Origin of the sequence: Geobacillus thermopakistaniensis (assembly GCF_000498995.1) — a bacterium.
Classification (GTDB): domain Bacteria; phylum Bacillota; class Bacilli; order Bacillales; family Anoxybacillaceae; genus Geobacillus; species Geobacillus thermoleovorans.
In genome coordinates this window covers 10,333-31,773 of the sequence record NZ_AYSF01000038.1, presented here as the reverse complement: position 1 = coordinate 31,773, position 21,441 = coordinate 10,333, and the positions used below count along the sequence as shown (strand labels likewise).

At 53.8% G+C, this 21,441-nt stretch carries 15 protein-coding genes and 1 riboswitch; of the genes, 7 read left to right on the top strand and 8 right to left on the bottom strand.

Going from position 1 to position 21,441, the window contains the following annotated elements; all coding sequences use genetic code 11:
- Nucleotides 1-307: 307 nt before the first annotated feature.
- Nucleotides 308-2,683: a M14 family zinc carboxypeptidase gene (locus T260_RS131695; protein WP_023633784.1), complete on the bottom strand. Its 2,376-nt coding sequence runs from the start codon at nt 2,681-2,683 to the stop codon at nt 308-310.
- A gap of 361 nt (nt 2,684-3,044) precedes the next feature.
- Between T260_RS131695 and T260_RS131700 the strand changes: the two genes are divergently transcribed.
- The 7 genes from T260_RS131700 to T260_RS131730 all read left to right on the top strand — a co-directional run bounded on the left by T260_RS131700 (nt 3,045) and on the right by T260_RS131730 (nt 14,063).
- Nucleotides 3,045-4,298, top strand: coding sequence for a methyl-accepting chemotaxis protein (locus T260_RS131700; RefSeq protein WP_023633783.1), 1,254 nt, complete (start codon nt 3,045-3,047; stop codon nt 4,296-4,298).
- Between the two features lie 135 nt (nt 4,299-4,433).
- Nucleotides 4,434-4,547, top strand: a riboswitch (TPP riboswitch).
- A 171-nt stretch (nt 4,548-4,718) separates the two neighbouring features.
- Nucleotides 4,719-6,407 carry a phosphomethylpyrimidine synthase ThiC gene (gene thiC, locus T260_RS131705; protein ID WP_011229874.1) on the top strand — a complete coding sequence of 563 codons (1,689 nt, stop codon included), beginning with the start codon at nt 4,719-4,721 and terminating at the stop codon, nt 6,405-6,407.
- Between the two features lie 229 nt (nt 6,408-6,636).
- Entirely contained in the window at nt 6,637-7,755 is a 1,119-nt protein-coding gene (locus T260_RS131710; RefSeq protein WP_011229875.1) for an RNA-guided endonuclease InsQ/TnpB family protein, read from the top strand.
- 610 nt (nt 7,756-8,365) lie between these two features.
- Nucleotides 8,366-9,544 carry an aminotransferase class I/II-fold pyridoxal phosphate-dependent enzyme gene (locus T260_RS131715; protein WP_128738860.1) on the top strand — a complete coding sequence of 393 codons (1,179 nt, stop codon included), beginning with the start codon at nt 8,366-8,368 and terminating at the stop codon, nt 9,542-9,544.
- Entirely contained in the window at nt 9,541-11,196 is a 1,656-nt protein-coding gene (locus T260_RS131720) for a thiamine pyrophosphate-binding protein (protein ID WP_023633781.1), read from the top strand. The genes T260_RS131715 and T260_RS131720 overlap by 4 nt, the downstream gene beginning before the upstream one ends.
- Before the next feature lie 70 nt (nt 11,197-11,266).
- Nucleotides 11,267-12,748, top strand: a complete 1,482-nt coding sequence (locus tag T260_RS131725) for an aldehyde dehydrogenase family protein (RefSeq protein WP_023633780.1) — start codon at nt 11,267-11,269, stop codon at nt 12,746-12,748.
- 157 nt (nt 12,749-12,905) lie between these two features.
- Entirely contained in the window at nt 12,906-14,063 is a 1,158-nt protein-coding gene (locus tag T260_RS131730) for a saccharopine dehydrogenase family protein (RefSeq protein ID WP_023633779.1), read from the top strand.
- A gap of 188 nt (nt 14,064-14,251) precedes the next feature.
- Here the strand turns inward: T260_RS131730 and T260_RS131735 are convergent, their stop codons facing one another.
- From T260_RS131735 to T260_RS131765, 7 genes are all read right to left on the bottom strand, one after another.
- The gene (locus tag T260_RS131735; protein WP_015373900.1) at nt 14,252-15,409 is read right to left on the bottom strand and encodes an MFS transporter; all 1,158 of its coding nucleotides are present in this window, start codon (nt 15,407-15,409) and stop codon (nt 14,252-14,254) included.
- Complete coding sequence (locus T260_RS131740) at nt 15,409-15,837, bottom strand: MerR family transcriptional regulator (protein WP_013144239.1); 429 nt, start codon at nt 15,835-15,837, stop codon at nt 15,409-15,411. The genes T260_RS131735 and T260_RS131740 overlap by 1 nt, the downstream gene beginning before the upstream one ends.
- Before the next feature lie 290 nt (nt 15,838-16,127).
- Nucleotides 16,128-16,613 carry a (2Fe-2S)-binding protein gene (locus tag T260_RS131745; protein ID WP_023633778.1) on the bottom strand — a complete coding sequence of 162 codons (486 nt, stop codon included), beginning with the start codon at nt 16,611-16,613 and terminating at the stop codon, nt 16,128-16,130.
- 21 nt (nt 16,614-16,634) lie between these two features.
- The gene (locus T260_RS131750; protein ID WP_023633777.1) at nt 16,635-17,477 is read right to left on the bottom strand and encodes an FAD binding domain-containing protein; all 843 of its coding nucleotides are present in this window, start codon (nt 17,475-17,477) and stop codon (nt 16,635-16,637) included.
- A complete protein-coding gene (locus tag T260_RS131755) occupies nt 17,464-19,791 on the bottom strand; it encodes a xanthine dehydrogenase family protein molybdopterin-binding subunit (protein WP_023633776.1) in 2,328 nt (775 codons plus the stop codon). The genes T260_RS131750 and T260_RS131755 overlap by 14 nt, the downstream gene beginning before the upstream one ends.
- Nucleotides 19,778-20,416, bottom strand: a complete 639-nt coding sequence (gene pucB, locus T260_RS131760) for a xanthine dehydrogenase accessory protein PucB (RefSeq protein WP_023633775.1) — start codon at nt 20,414-20,416, stop codon at nt 19,778-19,780. Before pucB ends, T260_RS131755 begins: the two co-directional genes overlap by 14 nt.
- Nucleotides 20,413-21,441: an XdhC family protein gene (locus T260_RS131765; protein WP_014194860.1), complete on the bottom strand. Its 1,029-nt coding sequence runs from the start codon at nt 21,439-21,441 to the stop codon at nt 20,413-20,415. Before T260_RS131765 ends, pucB begins: the two co-directional genes overlap by 4 nt.

Sequence of the window (21,441 nt, the reverse complement as noted above, 5' to 3'; positions counted from 1 at the left end):
AAAAAATGTTCCGGTGTGGGACTTTCGCTAATGAATCAACAGCCTTTCCACGCGTTCATGAATCAACCATTTTAAAGAAAATGCGGTTTTTCTCTAACTCTCTAAAGCGGGGCGACAAATCAAAAACGGGAACTCCATTGTCGGAGCCCCCGCTTTTGATTCATTAGTTTCCCCAAATGGCGTTCGCCATCAGGCGGAATAGGTAGTCGGTATGGTCCCGGAATCCANGGTTTTTCTCTAACTCTCTAAAGCGGGGCGACAAATCAAAAACGGGAACTCCATTGTCGGAGCCCCCGCTTTTGATTCATTAGTTTCCCCAAATGGCGTTCGCCATCAGGCGGAATAGGTAGTCGGTATGGTCCCGGAATCCAGCTTCGAGCCCGATCAACGTGACGTCGGCGTTTCGTTCGCGGACAATGACAGCAGCCCCTTGGGCGGCATCGCGGTTTTTCCAATGCCCGGCGACGAAGAAGCCCGGATCGTTTATAAATGTCGCTTCGACGATATCATTGTCCGTATTCGTATACCATACCGGACGATACACAAAGCCGATGTCGTTCTGTCCGTAGCCGGCTGTCGTCCCTGTGCCGCTGTAGTCGACACGGACGATGCCGTTGCTGTTCGAGCCCCCAACGTTAATTGTATCGTCGGTGAGACCGAGTGTTTTGGTTGCCCTTGATGCCCCAGCGCCAACAGCGATGTATTTGCCGCCATTTTGGACAAACGCGGTGACGTTTGCCTTAAAGGCATTGTACTGCTCTTCATTTTGCAAGCCAAACTCTTTATTAGCAGCACTCAATTTGAGAGAAATCAAATTTTCCGTGCCGCTGTAAATAAAGACGTCAAATCCATTAAGCCCGTTCGTCGCCACTTCGACAGGCGTCAATTCGGCCACTTGGAAGCCTAGACGCTGCAACGCCAGCTTCGTACCGGAATGTGATTGCTGCTTATTCATCCCCCCGTCTTTCAACAAGGCGACACGGACGCTTGTAATCGGTTCGGCATCAGCCGGAACAGCGGCGGTGGAAATATGCAGCCCCGATTCTTTCACAGCTGCTGAAATGCGGTTGGCCGGCGCTCCCACATAGAAGTTTCCACGCTCATCGCGTTTGACCGCAACGCCTTGTTGCAACAGCGTATTCACTAAGCGGACGGCGCTGACCGAGCTGTTCGGAATGAGGTACGGGCCTTTCCCGGTTAATGACCCTTGCACTTGGACGTTTCCTACGTTTGTCGTCGGAACGTTCACTTCCTCGTTAACAGGGATAGCCGCAAATCCCCATAATTCCGGCAAGCTCCATGCTGAGATGTCATACATCGCCGGCGTATCGTCCGTAATGTCTTCGCCGTCCCAAAGCATCGTGTTGGCTAAGCCGGCTTTCGCCTGATCCATTGGAACGATGTACGTTCCTTTCGGGTACGTTGTCCCGCCTACGGTAAACGGCTGCGCCGCCTGCTTCACTTCAATGTCATTGCGGAGCAGATGTTCCACCGCTTTTAACGTGGCGGTCGGATCAGTTTCATCGACCGGCAAAAGATAGGCGTTCGGGAAAAAGCCTTGCGGATGATGCGGATGGCTGAACGTAATCCCGCGTTTAAACATTTCAATCTGGTCGGCGATCATTTCTTGTTTATGTTCAACGGCGAATTTCAACGCGCCCATAATGGCGTTATATTGCCAGCGCACGCCGTCCCAGTCGTTGGTCGGTGCTTCGAGCGTATGGCCGTACGCGCCGTGGTACATGGCGTACATTGGCGTGAAAATCGGCGGATAGTCATCCCAGCCGGCTGTATCGTCCCGGTACGGGATATAGACGCCTTCCATCGATTTGTACAGTTCACCTTGATAAGATGCTTTGTCGGCTAGAATTTCCGCTTCCATCGCTTTCGCTTGCTCGAGCGCCCATTTGATGTATAAATCGTATTCATAGTTTGGATTGTGCGGGGGTGTGCACGGTTCAATCAATCCTTGTTTGTTGGGCGCATAGTTTTTGACATATCCGTGCGTATCAAGAAACACCATCGGATTCCATTCTTTAATTAATTCTACCGTTTCCCGTGTTTCCGGTTGCGATTGGGTGATGAAGTCGCGGTTCAAGTCGATTCCCGCACCGTTAAACCGTGTCGCCTGCACGCGCCCGTCCGGGTTTTGCACGACGTTAAAAATGAGGACGGTGTTCGCTAAAATCTGCTTTGTTGCGTCATCGTTTTGTGTTGCAAACCGCTCGATCAGCTGAAGAATTGCGTCAGTGCCGACAAATTCGGTTCCATGGATCGAACCGTTGATCATAATCGGGACTTTGAAGTCTTCGTTGTTTGCCACCCATTCCTGCGCTTTGCCCGGGTTTTTGAACATTTGTTTGCGGAGCGCCTGAATTTTGCCGAATTTGCCGCGCGTCGACGGATCGGCAATTGTGACGACATAAAGCGGGTAGCCGTTCGCTGATGTTCCTCTTACTTCCACTTTGACGCGGTTCGACTGTTTCTCGATTTCTTTCAGTTTGGCGCCGATTTGCGAAAACTTGACAAAGTCATAGTTTTCTTGGTTGAATAAGCTCCCGTTTTGTTCTTCAAACGCATTGACGTTCGTCCATTTGATCGGCTCAGCTTGCGCGGCCGTCCAAGGGGAGAATGCCAATAAACTGAAGGCAAGTGCCCCGCCAATCATCTTCTTTTTATTCATGGATGATCCTCCATTTTATTGATCTAGTAAATGAATATTTATAACACAATTACTATTTTAATACAATCCCTTTTTACTGGCAATAGAATTTTTACATGAATCTGTGGTAAAAACGTGTCCAAACTGCTGAGAACACTGAATAAATATAACGTTTTTTGCTTTTCACTCAATAAATGAAGATTCGAAGAGGGGCTAAAACCTTGGTATAATAACGTTTTCTGATACTTTTGATGAACTCCTGTCATATAAAGGATGTCCGGTTGGGCGCTAAAGAAGGAAAACCAATGCACGTTGACGAATATGTCAATGCTATAGTAGTAGTATAAAGTTTTTTGATGATAGAAAAAAGGAGGAGAATGGATTGTCGTTAAGCGCTTATATCATTCGCACAATGTTCGTTGTCATTCCTGGCACAGCGGCGATCGGCATGGCCACATGCCTGGTCAACGGCATTCGCGGGGCGGCATTTTGGTGGACGCTTGTTGCTACGGTGCTGTTTGGCGCGATGCTCGGCTTCGTTTCGGCAACGCTCAACTATCGACGGTTTGTTGCCCCGATTGCCGTTATTAACGAACATTTAGGCAAGATGACAGGCGGAGATTTGACGGTGCGCATACCGCTTGATCGCGTGCAGCAGCTGCGGCCGATTGCGGCGTCGTTAAACGATATGGCAGACGCTTGGCAAAGTGTGATGGGGCAAATCCAACATCATGCCGAAGAAGTAGCGCAATATTCTCAGCAGCTTGCCGCTGTCGCCGAACAGACGACGAAAGCGACAGAGCAAATTGCGACAACGATGGAAACGCTTGCGGCAAGTGCGGAGGAGCAGGCTGATGCTGTCCGCACCACCGCCGCGTCCGTGCATGATATTTCCCAAACATTGAGTGACGTCGCTTGCCATACGAAAGATGTGGCGCACCGCGCCGAGAAAACGTCGGCGAAAGCAGAGGACGGCAAGCAGTCCATCGGACAAATGTCCGAGCAAATGCAGTTCATTTACGATCATGTGCAAACGCTCGGCCAGGTGGTGAAAGGGCTTGGGGAGCGCTCCAACGAGATTGGACAGATTACGGAAGCGATCACCGGCATTGCGTCGCAGACGAATTTGTTGGCGCTCAATGCGGCGATCGAAGCGGCGCGCGCCGGCGAGCAAGGGAAAGGGTTTGCGGTTGTCGCGGACGAAGTGAGGAAGCTCGCAGAACAATCAGCGCGCTCAGCGCAACAAATTTCCGAGCTGATCGGTTACATTCAAGAAGAAACGAAGCGGGCAGTTGCGTCTGCCGAACAGGTGATCGCCGAAGTGGCGAAAGGATTGAACGTTGCGGCGGCATGCGGCCAATCATTTGCCCATATCCGCGAGGAGGTCGGCCAAGTGAGCAAACAAATTGGACAAGTATCGTCCGCCATCGAGCAAATGACGGAGCATGCTCGTCAAGTGAACGACGCACTCCAACAGATGACCAATATTGTCGAACAGTCAGCGTCTGGTGCGGCCAACGTATCGGCAGCGACCCAGGAACAAATGGCTTCCGTCGAGGAAATCGCCTCTTCGTCGACATCGCTCGGTCAGATGGCGGACGAGATGCGGGCAATGCTGAAGAAATTTTCTGTGTGAGTGAGGAAAAGGACGCTTTCTTCGAGAAAGAGGGGCTTTCAAACGACGTGTGGGAGTCAACGTTTGGAATAAAATGGTTTGCATCTTTGCCAATTGCCTGATAGAATAAAAAAAGTCAGTCATCATTGTGATACGCTTATCTGCTAGGGGAGTCCGAGAGCCGGGCTGAGAAAAGAACGCGATGAAGTTCTTTGACCCTTTGAACCTGATCTGGGTCATGCCAGCGTAGGGAAGCAGGCAGCGGGAACAGATGGACGTGTCTTGTTCATTTGGCCTTTTGCCTTCGATCAGGTTCCGGTGTCGGAACCTGTTTTTATTTTGAATCGGCCGCCATCGCCTATTCTCGTGTTTGCCCCGCTTCAGACGGTGTGGCTTCAGATCTGATTTTTCATCATTTTATGTTGAAAGGGGAAGCCACGCATGGAAAACATCCGCTCGTTTATGTCGTTTCCGGAAAGCCGCAAAGTGTACATCGAAGGGTCGCGCCCGGATGTGCGCGTGCCGATGAGAGAAATTGCTTTATCGCCAACGAAAACGCCGCAAGGAATGGTGGAAAACAAACCGGTGCGTGTCTACGATACGACGGGCCCGTATACGGATCCCGATTTTGAACCGGACGTGGAGAAAGGCTTGCCTCCTCTTCGTCGCCGCTGGATTGTCGAGCGCGGCGATGTGGAGGAAATGGAGCGGTCTTCTGTTGCGATCCAACGTTCGCTTCCGTTTGTGCGCCGTCCATTGAGGGCAAAGCCCGGAAAAACAGTGACACAAATGCATTACGCCAAACGGGGGATCATTACGCCAGAAATGGAGTTTGTCGCGATTCGTGAACAAATCGATCCAGAAATTGTCCGCCAAGAAGTCGCCGCTGGTCGGGCCATTATTCCGGCCAATATTAACCATCCAGAGAGCGAACCGATGATCATCGGACGTCGTTTCCATGTGAAAATTAATGCCAATATCGGCAACTCGGCTGTTTCTTCATCGATTGAAGACGAAGTGGAAAAATTGCTTTGGGCAGTGCGTTGGGGCGCCGATACGGTCATGGATTTATCGACCGGCAAACACATTCATGAAACGCGCGAGTACATCATCCGCAATTCGCCGGTCCCCGTGGGAACGGTGCCGATTTATCAGGCGCTCGAAAAGGTAGGAGGGGTGCCGGAGAAGCTGACATGGGACGTGTACCGCGAGACGCTCATCGAGCAGGCTGAACAAGGAGTCGACTACATGACGATCCACGCCGGTGTGCGGCTTCATTACATTCCGCTCACCGCCAACCGGACGACCGGAATTGTCTCGCGCGGCGGCTCGATCATCGCCCAATGGTGTTTGGCCCACCATGAAGAAAACTTTTTGTATACGCATTTTGAAGAAATCTGCGAGATTTTGAAACAATACGATGTCGCGATCTCCCTTGGCGACGGCTTGCGCCCCGGCTCCATCGCCGATGCGAACGATGAGGCGCAGTTTGCGGAACTCAAGACGCTCGGCGAGCTGACGAAAATCGCCTGGAAGCATGATGTGCAGGTGATGATCGAAGGGCCGGGGCACATTCCGATGCATAAAATTCGCGAAAATGTCGAGCGGGAACAGGAAATTTGTCATGGAGCGCCGTTTTATACGTTAGGGCCGCTTGTCACCGACATCGCGCCCGGGTATGACCATATTACGTCAGCGATTGGCGCCGCCATCATTGGCGCTTATGGAACGGCGATGCTTTGTTACGTAACGCCCAAAGAACATTTAGGGTTGCCGAATAAAGAGGACGTACGCGCCGGGGTCGTGGCCTATAAAATCGCCGCCCATGCGGCTGATCTGGCAAAAGGGCATCCAGCCGCTCAGCAGCGTGACGACGCGCTCTCGAAAGCGCGCTTTGAATTTCGTTGGAACGATCAGTTCAATTTATCCCTCGATCCGGAACGGGCCCGCGAGTATCATGATGAAACATTGCCGGCTGAGGCGGCGAAAACGGCCCATTTTTGTTCGATGTGCGGGCCGAAATTTTGTTCCATGAACATTTCACATGAACTGCAACGGAAAATCAAAGAGGAGGGGATGAAAGAAAAAGCGCAACAATTTATTCGGCAAGGGTCGTCGCTGTATCAATGACAAGAAGCGGGCTGCGATGCTCGGCATGGTGGAGAGGATATGGAAGTTCGATCAACGGAAAAAGCATGAGCTGGAAAACGCTCGGTGCTGATCGAAGCAGCGGAGGGGGGCGAACGTTCATCGTCTTTGGCGAGGAGACCCCCACTTCAACGACCAAAGGGAGTAAGTGGGGGAGGAATCGCTTTTTTTGTGTTTTTGTATCACTTTTAGTGAAAGAGAGGTGAGACAAATGGACATGACGTTAACAGCCAAAATAAAAATTTACCCAACAGCGGAACAAGCAGAAGTATTGAAAGCCACCCTTTCCGCTTATCGACAAGCGTGCAACGCTGTGTCTGTTGTGATTTTTGACACAAAAGTGCTTGCACAAGCCAAGTTACACGACATGACCTATCGTCTACTTCGATCAAACTACGCTTTGCGTTCGCAAATGGCGCAATCTGTGATTAAAACGGTGATCGCTAGATACCGCTCCCTAAAAAGCAATGGTCACGAATGGACATTGGTTCGCTTTAAAAAGCCTGAATATGATCTCGTTTGGAATCGAGATTACTCCATTGTTCAAGGGTTATTTTCTGTCAATACGCTAGAAGGACGAATCAAAGTGTCATTCGAACCAAAAGGCATGGAACCATATTTTGATGGCTCATGGACGTTTGGCACAGCCAAACTCGTCTACAAGCATAACAAATTCTTTTTGCACATCCCCATGACCAAAACAATTCCAACCGTAGATGAACACAACATTCGCCAAGTGGTCGGTGTCGATGTAGGGGTTAACTTTCTTGCAGTAGCTTATGATTCGCAAGGGAAAACTATCTTTTTTAACGGACGAAAAATCAAGCATATGCGTGCCAAGTACAAACGAATGCGAAAAACCCTCCAGCAAAAAGGGACGGCTTCTGCGCGTCGGAAGTTGAAAACAATCGGACAACGAGAAAACCGTTGGATGACGGATGTGAACCATGCTGTCACGAAGGCACTCGTTCGTCAATATGGAGAACGTACCCTTTTTGTATTAGAAGATTTAACAGGCATTCGTGAAAAAACAGAACGTGTACGTATCCATGACCGATATGAAACCGTATCGTGGGCTTTCTATCAGTTCCGTCAAATGTTAGAGTATAAGGCACGTTTGCATGGGTCAAAAGTGATTGTGGTTGCTCCGCATTACACCTCTTTGACATGTCCAAAGTGTGGTCATACGGAAAAAGCCAATCGAAAGAAACGTACACACACCTTTTGTTGTCGAACATGCGGATATACCTCAAACGATGACCGCATTGGTGCTATGAACCTTCAACGAAAAGGAATAGAGTACATCGTTGAAGGAACGACACAGGCATGACCTGCGTCGTTGGGTAGTTGTCAACCTGCCCCCTGATGCAACCCCAAGTCAAGGAAGGAGGACGAAGTCCGCTCGCACTTCTGGGGAGTTGCAAGCCCCCACTTCAAGCGTTAGCTAAGTGGGGGTAGTTGACCGCCCCTCTTGTTTGTTGTGCAAATTGGTCCGGTTCCTTATTATTTTAAAAATATATAATTTTTAAAAAATATATTTACAAATCGTTTCGGATTGATTATGATAATGGCATAAGGTGCAAATTTCTAGTCATAGAATGATCATGCGGGGAAAACTGCGCAGTCTATCGCGGCGCCTTCGCCGGCGCTTCGCTTCCATAGACAGCGGCCAGTTGCGTCATCGAACCGTGGATGATGCCGGCCGCTTCTTTTTATGGCGAAAGGGCCGGGTTTCAGAAGGTTGATCGCGTTTTTCTAGCAGCTTAGTGAAAAAATAACCACTTCTCCTGCATCGACCGCTTTTCGAGAAAAAAGATTTTGATGATGTCTTGATGTGAGAAAGCCATTGGTATGATAGGCTGCTTCTTGAACGTGAGACGGGCATGAGGGTGATGGGCGTGCGCATAAACTGAAACGAAGGGCCATGAGGAGGGATGGGATTGAACACATTTTCCGATATTGTGCAGACGATGCCGCCATATTTGTTCTCCCGATTTCAGAAGAAAAAAGAAGAATTGCTAAAGCTCGGGGTCGATGTCATTGATTTAGGGATCGGCGCCCCCGATTTGCCGCCCCCTTCCTTTGTCATCGAAGCGTTGAAAGAAGCGCTCGATGCGCCAGAACACTATACGTATTCGCCGTATGGCGGCTGCAGGGAGTATCGGGAAGCGGTCGCGCGTTTTTATGAACGGGAATATGGCGTCAAGCTCGATCCGGAGACCGAGGTGTTGGCGTTAATCGGCTCGAAAGAAGGAATCGTCCATTTGCTGCAAGCCGTTCTCAATCCCGGCGAGCTCGCCTTAGTGCCTGATCCGGGCTATCCTGTCTACCGGACGGCCGTCCATTTTGCCCGCGGCCAGGGCCTATCGCTGCCGCTCGATGCGCAACATGGTTATATTCCTCGGTTTGATGCGCTTCCCTCGTCCGTTTATGACCAAGCGAAAATCATGTTTCTCAATTATCCGAGCAATCCGACGGCCGCCGCTGTCGATTTGGATGTATTTGCCGAAGCCGTTTCACTTGCCCGTCAGCACCAGATGTTCATTGCTCATGATGCGGCCTACTCGTTCGTGACGTTTGCCGGTTTTCAAGCGCCGAGCATTTTGCAGGTGGACGGGGCAAAGGAAGTGGCGGTGGAATTTGGATCGTTGTCCAAAAGCTATAACATGGCCGGCTGCCGCATCGGATACGTAGTCGGAAACCGGGACATGATTCGAGCGCTTTCGGTGATCAAGAGCAACACGGATACGTGCCAGTTTATTCCGATCCAGAAGGCGGCGGTGGCCGCTTTGACGAACGGACGGACGTTTATTCGAGAAAATAGCCGCATTTATGAACAACGCATGAATATGATGGTCGAGAGACTTCGAGAACTGGGCATCGACGTGCAGCGGCCGAAAGCGACCTTTTTCTTGTGGATCCCGGTCTATGACGGATACTCGTCCGAACGATTTGCCGCCAAACTGCTGGAAGAAGCGGGAGTCATCGTAACACCGGGAACAGCGTTTGGACCCGCAGGGGAAGGATATGTCCGCGTATCGCTGTCAGCGCCGATGGAGCGTCTGCAGCAAGCCGTTGAACGATGGAAGCAAGTGGATTGGGAGGAATCGGCGCGATGAAGAGAACGATGCGTCACATCACGGTGGCTCAAGCCATCGTCGAATGTTTCAAACAGGAACAAATCCGTTATGTGTTTGGTGTGCCGGGGGAAAGTTATTTGCCCCTGCTTGATGCCATCTATGATGAGCCATCCATCGAGTTCATCTCCGCCCGCCATGAAGGGGGTGCTTCCTTTATGGCGGAAGGGTATGCGAAAGCGTCGCGGAAGTGCGGCGTCGTGCTGGCTACAAGGGCGGTTGGCGGGGCGAACTTAACGATCGGCGTCCATACCGCCAGGCAAGATTCCACTCCGATGGTCGTGTTTTTGGGGCAAGTGAACAGCCGCTTCCTAGGACGTGAAGGATTTCAGGAAGTCGATATGGAAGCGTTTTTTCGTCCGATCGCAAAATGGGTGATCGAAATTCGCGAAGCCGAGCGGGTGCCAGAGCTGGTGCAACGGGCGTTTCGCACCGCGAAAACAGGGCGGCCCGGCCCCGTCGTCGTTTCACTGCCAGAAGATGTATTTTCCAAAACGATAACGGAAGCAGTGATGGCCGAGACCTATGTGCCGAAGCCGGCCCCAAGGCAAGAGGATATACGGAATATAAAGGAGCGGCTCGAGCGCGCCAAACGGCCGCTCGTGATTGCCGGCGGCGGCGTCAAATGGTCGGGAGCCGAGCAGCTGCTGCGCTTATGGGCGGAAAAGTATGCACTTCCAGTCATGGCGGCGTTCCGGAGGCATGATGTGTTTCCCCACAACCATCCGTGCTATGTCGGCCACCTAGGCCTAGGGACGCCGAAAGAGGTCATGGAAACGGCTGAGCAGGCCGATGTGGTGATTGCGTTGGGGACGCGGCTGTCGGAAGTGACGACGCAAGATTACCGTTTGCTATCTCCAACGCAGACGCTGATTCATATCGATATTGACAGCGATGGGCTCGGAAAAGTGTATGCACCGGATATCGCGGTTTGGGCTGACTGTCGGGAAGCGCTGTCCCGTTTGCTCGATATCGCGGTGCAGCCGTCTTGGCAGGAATGGGCGGCTGAACGGAGGGAACGGTACGAACAAACGGCCGCGCTGCCGCTTGAAAAACGAACTCTCCATGAAGCGGTCATGGCGAGTTTAGGTCGCCATTTGCCGAAAAATGCGGTCATTACGAACGATGCTGGGAATTTCGCCGGTTGGCTTCACGCCTTTTTCCCGTTTGGGGATGGGCACACGTACATCGGCCCGACGTCAGGAGCGATGGGATATGGCATGCCGGCTGCCATTGGCGCGAAACTGGCCTTTCCCGACCGGACCGTCGTTTCTTTATCCGGGGATGGCGGCTTTATGATGACGGTGCAGGAGTTGGAAACGGCCGCTCGATACGATATTCCGATCATTAGCATTGTGTTTAACAATCATATGTACGGCACCATCCGCATGCATCAAGAATTGCAGTTTCCGGGGCGGGTCATCGGCACCGATTTAGGCCGCGTGTCGTTTGCCCGGTTGGCAGAATGCTTGAACAGCTGCGGATTCCAAGTGCAGACGGAACAACAGTTCACGGAAGCGCTTCTGTTGGCGCTTGAAGCCAAGAAGCCGACGGTGATTGAAGTGTTGACCGACCCGAACCACATTTCGGTGGCGGCAACGATCCAAGACTTGCGGGCCAAGAGGAAGTCCTGACGATCATCGCTCGGCGTTCAATGTATAAATTATCTCACTAAATCATCTAGAAAAATGGGGGGAGTATACAGTGAAAATCCAAAACTATATCAATGGAGAATGGAAGGAGCCAAGCACCGGGCAATTTGCGCCGGTGATCAATCCGGCGACGGGGGAAACGATTGCCGAGGTGGCGATGTCCGGGCCAAACGATATCGATGAAGCGGTTCAGGCAGCCAAAGAAGCGCAAAAACAGTGGGCCCTCGTGCCGGCGCCGAAACGCGCGGAAATCTTGTATAAAGTTGGGATGCTGCTAAAGGAGCGGAAAGAACAGTTGGCCCGGATGTTGACGATGGAAATGGGCAAAGTGATTGAGGAAGCGCGCGGCGAAGTGCAGGAAGGCATTGATATGGCGTTTTACATGGCGGGAGAAGGACGGCGGTTGTTCGGCGATACGACGCCGTCTGAACTGAAGGACAAATTTGCCATGAGCGTCCGCACGCCGGTTGGAGTGGTCGGCATCATCACGCCATGGAATTTTCCCATTGCCATCGCCACTTGGAAGTCGTTTCCGGCCATTGTTGCCGGCAATGCGGTCGTATGGAAGCCAGCGCCCGAGACACCGATCATGGCGCAGGAATTAGCCCGCATTTTTGAAGAAGCGGGCTTGCCGCCGGGAGTGTTTCATGTGGTCCACGGTGACGGGCCGACAGTCGGCAATGCGCTCGTCGAGCATCCTGATGTCAAGGTCATCTCATTTACCGGATCGAATGAAGTCGGGCGGATGATTGCGGAAAAATGCGGACGGCTGTTGAAAAAGGTGTCGCTTGAAATGGGAGGAAAAAACGCCGTCATCGTGATGGATGATGCGGATTTGACATTGGCGGTTGACGGCATCATCTGGAGTGCGTTCGGCACGTCGGGGCAGCGGTGCACGGCGTGCAGCCGGGTCATCGTCCATGAGCGGGTGAAACAGGAGCTTGAGCGGCGTCTGCTTGAAGCCGTGAAAACATTGAAAATCGGCAACGGGTTGGATGAAACGGTCAAAGTCGGACCCGTCATCCATGAAGAGGCGCTGCAAAAAATCGACCGCTACGTGCGCATTGGCGTAGAAGAAGGGGCGAAACTGCTTGTGGGTGGCTATATATTGCGCGAGGGCGACTATGCGCGCGGCTTTTATTACGCGCCGACGATTTTCACCGATGTCACGCCGAATATGCGCATCGCCCGCGAAGAAATTTTCGGCCCGGTTGTGTCGATCATTTCCGTCCGCAGTTTGGACGAAGCGATCGCCGTCAACAACAGCGTCGATTATGGGCTGTCAAGCGCCATTTTCACACGCGATGTCAACAATGTATTCCGAGCGATGCGCGATTTGGACACCGGCATCGTGTATGTCAACGCCGGCACAACGGGAGCGGAAATTCATTTGCCGTTTGGCGGCACGAAAGGGACGGGCAACGGCCACCGCGACTCCGGCGTCGCTGCGCTTGACGTATTCACCGAATGGCGGAGCATTTATGTCGATTTCAGCGGCAAGCTGCAGCGGGCGCAAATCGATACCGATGATTGAACCGGGCTGTCGCTTGCAACATGGCCGGCAAAAGAGAAGCGAAGATCAACGTGGAACATATATCGTGAATCGAAGCAGCGGCCGCGGCAAAGATGTGAAAAAAGCGGCTGTCATGTGAGCGTATGGCAAAGAATCGGTGACAGAGGGGGAAAGAACGATGAAAGTGCTTGTGCTTGGAGCGGGGCTGATGGGCAAAGAAGCAGCACGCGATTTAGTGCAAAGCCAAGATGTTGAGGCGGTGACGTTGGCGGATGTCGATTTGGCCAAGGCGGAGCAGACGGTGCGGCAGCTTCATTCCAAAAAGCTTGCCGCTGTGCGGGTGGATGCCAGCGACAAGCGGCAGCTGTCGGCTTTCATGAAAGGGCACGATGTGGTTGTCAACGCCTTGTTTTACCAGTTTAACGAAACGGTGGCGAAAACAGCTATTGCAGCTGGCGTCCATTCTGTCGATTTAGGCGGCCATATCGGCCATATCACCGACCGGGTGCTTGAGCTGCATGAACAAGCCCAAGCCGCTGGGGTGACCATCATCCCCGACCTTGGCGTCGCACCCGGAATGATCAACATTTTATCCGGCTATGGGGCGAGTCAACTCGATGAGGTGGAATCCATCTTGCTGTATGTTGGCGGCATCCCCGTCCGCCCCGAACCGCCGCTGGAGTACAACCATGTGTTTTCGCTCGAGGGGCTGCTTGACCATTACACCGATCCGGCCTTGATCATCCGCAACGGACAAAAGCAGGAAGTGCCGTCCCTTTCGGAAGTCGAGCCGATTTATTTCGACCGGTTCGGGCCGCTTGAAGCGTTTCACACCTCAGGCGGGACGTCGACGCTCTCGCGCTCGTTTCCGAACTTGAAGCGGCTCGAGTACAAAACGATCCGCTACCGCGGCCATGCGGAAAAATGCAAGCTGCTTGTCGATTTGAATTTGACACGCAACGATGTGGAAGTTGAGATCAATGGATGCAGAGTCAAGCCGCGCGATGTGCTGCTTTCCGTCCTGAAGCCGCTGCTTGATTTGAAAGGAAAAGATGATGTGGTGTTGCTTCGGGTCATCGTCGGCGGTAGAAAAGATGGAAAAGAAACGGTGCTGGAATACGAAACCGTCACGTTCAATGACCGCGAAAATAAGGTGACGGCGATGGCGCGTACGACGGCCTACACCATTTCCGCTGTCGCCCAGCTCATCGGCCGTGGGGTGATCACAAAGCGCGGCGTCTATCCGCCGGAGCAAATCGTTCCGGGGGATGTGTATATGGACGAGATGAAAAAACGCGGCGTTCTTATCAGCGAGAAGCGGACGGTTCATAGCTGAACAGCGAGCGCCATAAGCAGGAGGATGGAAGCAGTTTCGTGAAAAAGGGCAATGCTTCGCCGCCGCGAACACGATGACAAAATGGCTGCGGCCGGGAAGCGAATTGTGAACAACGCCCGTTCCCGTCTGGAACGGGCGTTTTCTGATTTTAGACGCGAAATGATTGTGATCGCCTGTTTTTTTTACGGCTATGCCGTTTTGGGTGCCGAAGTCTTGCGCTTGCGCCAGGAAAGGAACAGAAAGGCGATGAGCGCCAGCGCCATGGCGACCATAAACGGTGCTTTTGAGGAAATGGTGTGGCCGATGATGCCGGACAGCACCGGAGCGATGGCCGCTCCGAGCCAGCGGACGAAGTTGTACGTGCCGGACGTCACTCCCCGCTCATATGGCGATGTTTCCATCACATAGCTTGTAAACAAAGCGTTGTTGAGTCCGGAGACGAGCCCAGACAAAATGATGAGCGTTACCATAAGCCATGTCGGCTTGGCGACTACAAGAAGCAGCAATAAGGCTGCGAACATCAGCAAACCGTATGGCAAAATTTCCCTTGGTTCATATTGTTTCTCAAGCTGATGGGCGAGCACCGCTGAGCCATAAGCAAGGCAGAGCCCCCAGCCGAAGAAAACGAGGCCGATTTGGATGGCCGACAGTCCAATGATCAAAGGCGAATACGCCAATACGACGAAAAAGCCGTAATAGTAAAGCATGCCGCCGACCGCCCCTTTTAAAAATGGCGGGAACGAAAGCAACCGCCGCATTTCTTGCAGGCCGACCGCTTTTTTCGGCTTTCCTTTGTTCGGATCATAGACGAAAAAGGTGACGAGTAAAAAGGCAATGAAAATCAAGACGCTCGTGCCGATAAACGGATAGCGCCATGAATGTTGGCCAAGCAGTCCGCCGACGAGCGGACCGCCGGCCATGCCGAGGCCGATCGCCGCTTCATACAGGCCGACCGCGGTGCTTGCCTGCGGCGTCAACGCGATCAACAACGTCATGGCTGTGGCGAAAAACGTCGCATTGCCCAATCCCCAGCCGGCGCGAAAGAGCGACAGCTGCGGGATAGTAGAAGCAAAGCCGCACAACAACGAAAAAATCGTAACGAGGCCAAGCCCGATCACCATCATTTGTTTATCGCCGATACGGTTGACAACAAGACCGACCGGGATCATCATGACCGCCATCGTCAAAATGTAGGCGGTAAACAACATTTCGACTTGCCAATGGGTGGCGCCGATGCTTTCGGCGATGACCGGCAAAATCGGGTCGACGATCCCGATGCCCATAAACGCTAAAAAGGCGGCGGCGACGGTAATCCATCGCGCCTTTGTTTTTCTCCCTTCCTCCACTATTCTTCTCTCCTTTCTTGCAAGAGGGCGTCTACCCGCTCTGCCATTTGTTCCAGCTCTTGCTTCAGCATGGCCATCTTCTTCATTTTCTCTTCCAGCATGGCGATTTGCCGACGCAATCCAGCGCTGATTTGTTCCAGTTCACGCCGTTTTTCGCTCCCAGCGGCCTCATGTCGATATTCCGCCCGATGCGTCTCCATCGTTTCTTTCAGCGCCAAAAAATGCTGCAGCTCCTGCAGCGAAAAGCCGAGCACTTCGCGCGCGGCAACGATGTTTTTCAGCCGTTCGATGTCCTCAGCTGTATAAAGGCGTGTGCCGCCTTCGCTGCGCGCCGGCGGCTTGATCAAGCCAATCTCCTCATAATAGCGAATCGTCCGTTTTGTTAGGCCGGTTGCTTTGGCGACGTCATCGATTTTGAATCGCTCCATTCGGGGCCCCTCGCTTTCCCGTGATCACAGTGAACGATCTGTTTTACAAACATAACATTAACGTTAACGTTATATTTTTGTCAATAGCTATTTAGAAGGCCGGTGAAAAACCGCTGTTTTCCTTGATCGATGGGTGAACGTGTGAAAATAGGGGCTGATGCTACAAGGATTTTCTACTTGAGAAGCGATTCCGGGAAGCTGTTGCCCTAGTAAATCACCGGCCTTTTCGATGAGATGTATACCGCATCAAAAAAGAATATCCCGATTGGGTGCGGGATATCCATTGCTCGTCAAGGATCTGTTGGTTTTGCTTTTTTGGCTTCGAGCACTTCTTTGACCGCCGCTTCAATTTCTTGATAGCTTGTGCAGCGGCAAATATTCGACTCCAGCCATTCTTGAATCGTCGCCTCATCGGCGTTTGGGTGCCGCTCGATGAGCGCGTGGGCGTTCATAATGAACCCAGGAGTGCAATAGCCGCACTGAAAGGCGAAGTGGCGGACGAAGGCGTGCTGAATGGGGGCATCATCAAGCCCTTCGATCGTGGTGATTTCTTTGCCGACTGTCTCAATCGCGAGCATCATGCACGATTTGATTGGCGTGCCGTCGACTAAGACGGTGCAGGCGCCGCAGTCGCCGTTCAAACAGCCTGGCTTGGCCCCGGTCAGCCCCAGCCCATCGCGCAAAACAAACAGCAGCGTTTCGGCTTGGCGAGTGACGATCGATCTTCGTTCTCCATTAACGTGCAGCACAAGCTCCCGCTTTGTCGTTTCCTCCATGTCCGCATGCTCACCTCCTGTTTAGACGGTTTCTCCGTCTCCGAGCTCACGAAGCATATCTTCAAGCAGCTGGGCGGCCACGAACAGCCGGTAGTCTGCTGAGCCTTCAATATCGTGCAAAATCGGGCGCGGGAAGGCGTCAACCGCTGCTTGGATTCGTTCACCAACTGGGCGGTTCCGGTCGTTGAGGTGCGCCTCAACGTCAGCCGAGCGAAACGGAAACGGGCAGATGCCGCTTAGGGCAACGCGAACCGTCCCGTCTTTTTTCAGCGCTGCAATCGTCACAAGCGGGTAGCCGACTTCCCCTTGCTTGCGGCGCTTGCGGTGGAAATGGGGCAGGGTGGCGGTGGCACGGTCAACCTTGAACTGGACGACAAATTCACCGCGGCCAAGCTGCAGCTGTTGATGAAACAAGTCAAGGAAGCGGCATTGCCTGATGCCGTATGGTCCGGCGATGATGACATCCGCCTCGGCGACGAATAGCGGCAGTGCGGTCTCACGGTAAAAAATTTGTCCGCAGATGTTGCCGCCGAGCGTAATTTGGTTGCGCGCTGTCCGGTCGGCGACTTCTCGCGCCGCTTTTGTCAATAACGGGAACGGATTTGCTTCTTCGAGCTCGCCGAGGGAGAGCGCCGCTCCGAGCACGAGAGAACCATTGTCGACATCAAGCGACCGACATTCAGGGATCGCTTTTATGTCAATGACGGCCGCGGTGCGGACAAGGTTCAACCGAGACAACGTGATGATTTCCGTGCCGCCGCCGTAGTAGAGCGGTCGTTTTCCATCCCGCTCGAGCGCCGCAAACAGCGCTGTCGCTTCGGCGATCGACTGCGGCCGGTAGTAGGCAAAGTCAAACGGAACCATAGGAGTCCCCTTTCTGTGTCCGCCAAATGAGTTCAGGCACAAGCGGCAGTTCATTGAGCGGCACGCCGGCAGCGAGAGACAAGGCGTTTGCCAAGGCGGCGGGCATGCCGATCAAGCCATGTTCGCCGATGCCGCGAGCGCCGTATGGGGCATCGATTTGCGGCGTTTCGACAAACTCAACGATGTACTCTGGATGTTCGCCGAAGCGAATCGGCCGGTATGTGCGCAACTGTGGGTTTAACACGCGCTGTTCGTTGTCAAAAAGAAACCCTTCGCGGCTGGCAAAGCTTAGCCCCATGCTCATCGCCCCCATCGCTTGGCCAAGCGCTGCCTTTGGGTTGAGCACTTTGCCGGCATCAATGACCGCATACGCTTTGACAATGCGATACGTGTAGTCGCGGCGGTTGAACTCAATTTCCACTCCCTCGGCGCATACGCCCCATTCCGGTCCCGGTTTGCCGGCGCCGGTCTCCGGATCAAGCGGGGTCAAGTGGCGCAAAATGTAGTGGCCGCGCCCGATCACTTGCCCGCCGATGGCGTTGCCGTTCGGAAACTTGTAGCCATAGGCGATGTCTTTGATCAGAAGAAAGATGGCCGGGTCATCGCGCAAAAAGACGCGCCCGAATCCGACTTCCAAATCGTCCGGCGAGGCCCGCAAGACGCAGGCGGCGATGTCTTTTAACTGACGGATGGCGTCGTCGGCAGCGGCAAGCGCCGCACGTCCGGCCATAAACGTCCCGCGGCTGGCGACTGTTTTCCAATGTTCCGGCGTCGTTTGCGTATCAATATCCATTTTGACATGGACACAATCGACGTCCATCTTCAGCCGTTCAGCAACGATTTGCGCGAGCACCGTTTTCGTTCCGGTTCCGATTTCGACGACGCCGGAGATGACGTTGACACTGCCGTCGGAGTTGAACGTTAAGATGACGCCCGAGCTAGCATCTGTGTCGATCGTCGATGTTTTCCAGCCGCTGCTGATTCCCTTTGCTCTTACCGTATAAGCGTCCACTTCGACGCGCTGCCACTCGTCCCAGCGCATCAGCTCGCGCAACCGGTCGAGGCAGGCTGATATGTTGCCGACGTTGCTTTTTGTGAGCCGCACTTGCGTCGGGGTCGTATGCCCCGGGCGGATGGCATTTTTGCGCCGCACGTCCCATGGGTCAAGTTGAAGCGTTCGTGCCAATTCATCGATGGCCCGCTCGACGGCAAATGCCTGTTCGCAATGGCCAAAACTGCGAAACGGCGTCGCGTACGGGCGATTCGTATAGACGCACAATGAATCACAAAAGACGTTTTCGACATGGTACGGGCCGGTGCAATCGACGGCTGCGGCGCGGCTGACATCGATCGCCTTGTCGGAATAAGCCCCGCCGTCAAATAGAAATAAGATTTCCATGGCCTTGAGCAAGCCCTCTTTTGTCGCGCCGATTTTGACGGTTGCCTCCAAACCGATATGGACGGGCGAAGTGACCATGTCATGCTCGCGGCTGTTCCAGACGCTCACTTTTCGGCCGCCGACCGCTTTGGAGGCAAGGTAGGCAAGCAACTCAAGCTGGACGGGCGCTTTTCCTCCGTAGGCGCCGCCGACAAGCGGCGTATGGACGATGACTTTGCCGGTTTCTTCGCCAAAATACGTATGAAGCAACTTCTTGATCATAAACGGTGACTGTGAGGAGGCGGAAATATGGATCGTGCCGTCCGGCCAAATTTCTGCCGTGGCGCAGCGTGTTTCCATCGCGATATGATCGGAAGGGGCGAACGATACGCTTGTTTCGACGATGACGTCGCTTTCAGCAAACCCTTGTTCAATGTTGCCTTTTCTGATTTTCGTCCGGTGGGCGACGTTTGTCCCTGGCTCAGGATGAGTCGTTTTGTTTTTTTCATAGCGGTCGAGATGTTCATGCAATAATGGAGCGCCTTCTTTCAACGCCTCGCGCGGCGAGCCGACGGCTGGAAGCGGTTCGTAAACGACGCGGACGAGGCGGGCCGCTTGTTCGGCTTGCGCGAGCGTATCGGCTACGACGACGGCGACGACTTCGCCATAGTAGCGCACTTTGTCGACGGCGATCGGCGGACGATCGCGCATGTCTTCACCGGTGAGCGGAAGCCCTTCGCCGGTCACAACAGCATGGACGCCGTGGACGGCGAGCGCGCGGCGTGCATCCAGCGAGAGGATGCGCGCATGGGCGTATGGGCTTGTTACTAGAGCGGCATGAAGCATCCCCTGTTCTTTGAAATCGTTCGTATATTTCGCCCGGCCGGTCACTTTATCCCACGCTTCTTTGCGGATGATGCTTTTACCGATGGCCACGGTGGCGTCCCTCCTTTTCTTCTCGATCCATGACGGCACGCTTATAATCGTCTATCGTGTCAATGTCGATGCCGATCGTCTCATCGCCTTCATACAAGAGACCGCGCCAACGCGGATGGTGAAACAGTGTGCGCCCCCCGGCATCGCCCCTTAGAGCAAGCAAGGCAGGGAACGTTTGTTTCCCAAAAATGACTGGGGGCATCGGCGTGCCGAAGCGGGTGAAGGCGACGTAATCAGGACGGTGGCGGCGGTAAAGGTCGGTAAGCGCATTGATTACGTCCGCAGTGACAAATGGTTGGTCCGCCAACAATACGACAGCGGCGTCCGCCCCGCTAGCGAGCGATTCCCGCAAGCCGCAGGCAAGCGAATGCGCCTGCCCACGGCAATGGTCAGCGCAACGGGTGAAGCGGCAGTTTTCATGATTCCGAAGCTCGTCTGGAAGCCACGCGAGCGCATCGTCCGGAGGAACGACGACGATGACGGGCGAAAGGCGGGAACGAAGCGCCGCTTTAAGGCTGGCGGCCCCCAGCGTGCTTTCTCCCCAAGGCAAAGCGCGTTTATCCGTTCCCATCCGCCGGCTTTCTCCAGCCGCCAAATAAATGACAGCGATGGTTGGGCCATTCATGATACTCTCTCCGTTGATCGCCCGCGAAGGACGCTGATCAATTCGGCGGTGATGCTAACGGCGATCTCATACGGACCGCGTGCGCCGATGGAAAGCCCTGCCGGCGAACGGACAAATGGAGGCGTCGAGCCGGAAGGAAAGAGGCGGTCCGTGCGCCGCCGCGGACCGAGCACGCCCAGATAAGCGAGCGGCATGTCGGCTAACAAGGAAACGAGTTCGCGGTCGCGTTCAAACTGATGGGTCGTGATGACGACAAAGTCGCGCTCGTTTAGGCGAAGCCGCGGAACAGTTTCATGCGGAAAGCCCATGACGAAGGCGTCGGCGTCCGGAACATGGGATGGGTGGCAAAACGCTGGGCGCCAATCACTCACGGTAACGGAAAATCCCGCCGCTTTGGCCGCCGCGACGAGCGGCGGGGCGTCCGGACCGGCGCCGAAAATGACGAGGCGCGGCTTTGGCCAAAAATGTTGGATGTAAAACGCGCCGTCATCTGTTTCCTGCACCCCGTTCCGGCCGCGGAAAAACGGGGTGCCATGCAGCGCGTTGAGCCATTCCGGCCTCGGCGGTGAAACATAGCCGCCGAAGCGTTCCCCTGTTTCGCTTTGGAAAAACGGCGGTTCCTTAGGATGAGCGATGCTTCGCGCCATCAGCACATGTTCGCCGCGGTCAAGGCGCTGTTTCAACGTAAGCCAATCCGGTTTCGTCTCGTTTGTGACCGGCTCAAGCCAAACATGGATGACGCCGTCGCATCCGCTTCCTTGCCCCCACCCTCCGTCATCTTCTGTGCGCAAGTCAAACGATAGGGCCGCCGCCTGCCGGCTTGACAGCACTTCGATCGCATGCGCAGCCACCGCTTCTTCGAGGCATCCGCCGCTTAATAAGCCGGTTGTCTTTCCGTCTGCTCCGATCCACATCCATGTTCCTTCCTTTTGGTAGGCCGAGCCTTCCACGTCAATCGTGATGGCGAATACACCATCGTTCGGCGCGGCGGCCATGGCATTGAGCGCGGCATAGTAGCTTTCCAT

Excerpts from the sequence above, each read along its gene's own strand:
- T260_RS131695 (WP_023633784.1), bottom strand. The coding sequence starts at position 2,683 with ATGAATAAAAAGAAGATGATTGGCGGGGCACTTGCCTTCAGTTTATTG.
- thiC (WP_011229874.1), top strand. The coding sequence starts at position 4,719 with ATGGAAAACATCCGCTCGTTTATGTCGTTTCCGGAAAGCCGCAAAGTG.
- T260_RS131710 (WP_011229875.1), top strand. The coding sequence starts at position 6,637 with ATGGACATGACGTTAACAGCCAAAATAAAAATTTACCCAACAGCGGAA.
- T260_RS131720 (WP_023633781.1), top strand. The coding sequence starts at position 9,541 with ATGAAGAGAACGATGCGTCACATCACGGTGGCTCAAGCCATCGTCGAA.
- T260_RS131730 (WP_023633779.1), top strand. The coding sequence starts at position 12,906 with ATGAAAGTGCTTGTGCTTGGAGCGGGGCTGATGGGCAAAGAAGCAGCA.
- T260_RS131740 (WP_013144239.1), bottom strand. The coding sequence starts at position 15,837 with ATGGAGCGATTCAAAATCGATGACGTCGCCAAAGCAACCGGCCTAACA.
- T260_RS131745 (WP_023633778.1), bottom strand. The coding sequence starts at position 16,613 with ATGGAGGAAACGACAAAGCGGGAGCTTGTGCTGCACGTTAATGGAGAA.
- T260_RS131750 (WP_023633777.1), bottom strand. The coding sequence starts at position 17,477 with ATGGTTCCGTTTGACTTTGCCTACTACCGGCCGCAGTCGATCGCCGAA.
- pucB (WP_023633775.1), bottom strand. The coding sequence starts at position 20,416 with ATGAATGGCCCAACCATCGCTGTCATTTATTTGGCGGCTGGAGAAAGC.
- T260_RS131765 (WP_014194860.1), bottom strand. The coding sequence starts at position 21,441 with ATGGAAAGCTACTATGCCGCGCTCAATGCCATGGCCGCCGCGCCGAAC.